Consider the following 2,820-nt stretch of genomic DNA (forward strand, 5'->3'; position numbering starts at 1 on the left):
GCGGTATTGGTTATATTGTCTAACAATCATTTTAGAGTTAGAATCAGATATTTGATTGGGTAAAATATCAATCAAAGTTTGAACATCACGGAATCCTAAATTTAATCCCTGTGCTCCAATAGGGGGGAAAACATGAGCGGCTTCCCCCACTAAAATTGTTCGATTCGCAGCAAAATGATGAGCAAGAAGTCCTGAAAGTGGCCATGCTTGAACTGATGTTTCTAGGGTTAGCTTTCCAAGCATTGACTGCATTTGGTTTTCGATGATTTTTGCAATTTTTTTTGATTCTATATTCAATAATTCCTCAGCACGGGAAGGATGAACGACCCATACAAGACTGGATCTTCGTCCTAGTAGCGGAACCTGTGTAAATGGACCATGTTCTGTATGAAATTCAGTTGAGGTATTTTGATGAGAAAACTCATGAGAAAAATTGAGAACAAGTGCTTTTTGTGGATAATTCCACTGTTTAATACTTATCCCTGCTGCTACACGTGTAAGAGAGTGACGTCCATCAGCAGCAATAACAAGTGGTGCTTGAATGGTCTTACCATCAGCAAGAGTAATAGATACATGGCTTTTTGTATGGTAAAAAGATTTGGCTTCAGAAACAAATCTTTTAATATTGGGCATATGTGTAACGGCATCGACTAAAGCATTGTTCAATTCGACATTGGGTATATTATAGCCAAAAGCTTTTTCATCAATTTCAGCAGAAGAAAAATGCACCGTAGGAGCGCGCACGATCCTAGAAGTTATATCTATAATTCTCAAGGAAGATAAAATAGCAGCATGTTTTTGAAGATTCTTCCAAATATTAAGTTTTTGAAGCGTGCGTATTGCAGGCATCATAAGAGCTGTTGTTCGTAACTCATCTGTATGAGCAGGGGGGCCAACAAGAAAAATAGAAAAACCTTTATGTGCAAGTCTCAATGCGGCTAACATTCCGACAGGACCTGCACCAATAACAGTAATAGCTTTATATTCTCTCTTTTCAAGTATCACAACGCATTGAGCCTTTCCTCATTGAGCAAATATTTTAACATTTCTAAATGATTGCTCTCTTTTTATTGTATGAAGCTCTTCTATTATATTATGTAATAAATAATGCGATATAAAAAAGTAACCTTTTTATGATTTTTTTTACGCTGAGTCATATCATAGGTAAAATGGCGTATTGGTAGATGGATGAAGACTTTAAAAACGAGGATAAGAAAACCTTGAAACGTAAACTAACAAAAAAAATCAAAACAAATGCTAAATTATTACGCCATAAAAAAGTAACAATGCCCCAAGCAAAAGCTTTTTCTGTTCATTTACTAACAGCTTCGGGATCATTTTTAGCATTTCTTTCACTTATATCGGCTTCTCAAAAAGAATGGACAGCTATGTTCTGTTGGCTTGGGCTTGCACTTCTCGTTGATGGTATAGATGGACCAATTGCACGCAAACTTGATGTTAAATACATACTTCCAACATGGTCTGGAGAGTTGTTAGATAATATCATTGATTATGTAACTTACGTTTTAATTCCGGCTTTTGCTCTCTATCAAAGTGGTTTTATGGGGGTAGGGCTATCGTTTGCATTGAGTGCAATCATTGTTATTTCATCGGCTATTTATTATGCCGATACTGGTATGAAAACTAAAGAAAACTTTTTTAAAGGATTTCCTGTTGTGTGGAATATGATGGTTTTTTCACTTTTTGTCGTACGACCAGAGGAGTGGATTAGTTTTATCATCATTGTTGTATCAGCGATTATATCTTTCTTGCCAATTTATTTTATCCATCCTATAAGAGTCCTTCGTTTACGGAGAATTAATTTTCCAATTTTTCTCTTATGGTGTTTCTTTGGTGTTGTAGCCTTCTTTTATCAATTAGAGGCTCCATATTGGGTTAAAATAGGGATTTCAATAACGGGAATTTATATATATTGTATTGGCGCGATCATGCAAATATTTCCTCAACTTGGGGCAAAAAATAAAAAAACAATAGACTAGTTGTTTTTAAAAAGGGTGTGAAATGCAAATTGATTTTGGAGCGGGGAATGATATTTCTTTTACGAAAGAAGGATGTGCTGGTATTATAAAACTCTCACGCCCTTTAGCATTAAACGCTCTTAATCAACGAATGGTTTCCGCTTTTAAAAAAGCTCTAAGACTTGGGAAACAGATAAGGATATTTCTTGTGTCTTAATTGAAGGGGAGGGACGTGCTTTTTGTGCTGGTGGAGATGTTGTAGAAATCTATCATATGGGAAAAAGTGCCTCTGCTTATCAATATTTTAGGGATGAATATAGTTTAAATGCGTATATTAAACGTTTTTCAAAGCCTTATATTTCTTTCTTAAATGGTATTTGGATGGGAGGAGGGGTAGGTATTTCTCTATATGGTTCACATCGAATTGTTACAGAAAATACAGTTTTTGCTATGCCAGAAGCTGCAATTGGATTTTTTCCAGATGTTGGTGCAAGTTTTTTCTTACCATCTCTTCCCAATCATTTTGGCATTTATCTTGCATTGACTGGTGCACATATAAAATGGGGAGATTGTTTAAATTTAGGATTAGCAACACATGCCGTTCCTGAAATTGAATTTGATATAATTAGAAAAGCTATTATTGAGAAAGGAGATCCTACTTTAGCTTTAGAGGAGTGCGCAATTACAAAAGACTATGAAACAAGTCATGAAATACGTTGTATCATTAACTCTTGTTTTAGTGCTCAGACATTAGAAGAGTGTCTTGAATTGCTTAATAAAAAAAGTAATGAAGGTATTTTATTTGCTAAAGAATGTTATGATATTTTGCAGTCACGTTCTC

General features: G+C 35.0%; 2 protein-coding genes and 1 pseudogene. 2 read left to right on the forward strand and 1 reads right to left on the reverse strand.

Annotation, left to right across the window (positions count from 1 at the left end; all coding sequences use genetic code 11):
* On the reverse strand, positions 1–1,005 hold a 1,005-nt coding region (locus tag BN338_RS02370; RefSeq protein WP_039758657.1), incomplete at its 3' end, for a UbiH/UbiF family hydroxylase.
* Positions 1,006–1,184: 179 nt separating this feature from the next.
* Here BN338_RS02370 and pcsA point away from each other — a divergent pair.
* Together pcsA and BN338_RS02380 are read left to right on the forward strand one after the other, a co-directional pair.
* On the forward strand, positions 1,185–2,000 hold the full coding sequence (gene pcsA / locus BN338_RS02375; RefSeq protein ID WP_039758659.1) for a phosphatidylcholine synthase: 816 nt from the start codon (positions 1,185–1,187) through the stop codon (positions 1,998–2,000).
* 22 nt (positions 2,001–2,022) lie between these two features.
* Positions 2,023–2,820, forward strand: a pseudogene (locus BN338_RS02380) (3-hydroxyisobutyryl-CoA hydrolase); the annotation flags it as partial.

Origin of the sequence: Bartonella queenslandensis AUST/NH15 (assembly GCF_000312585.1) — a bacterium.
Lineage (GTDB): Bacteria > Pseudomonadota > Alphaproteobacteria > Rhizobiales > Rhizobiaceae > Bartonella > Bartonella queenslandensis_A.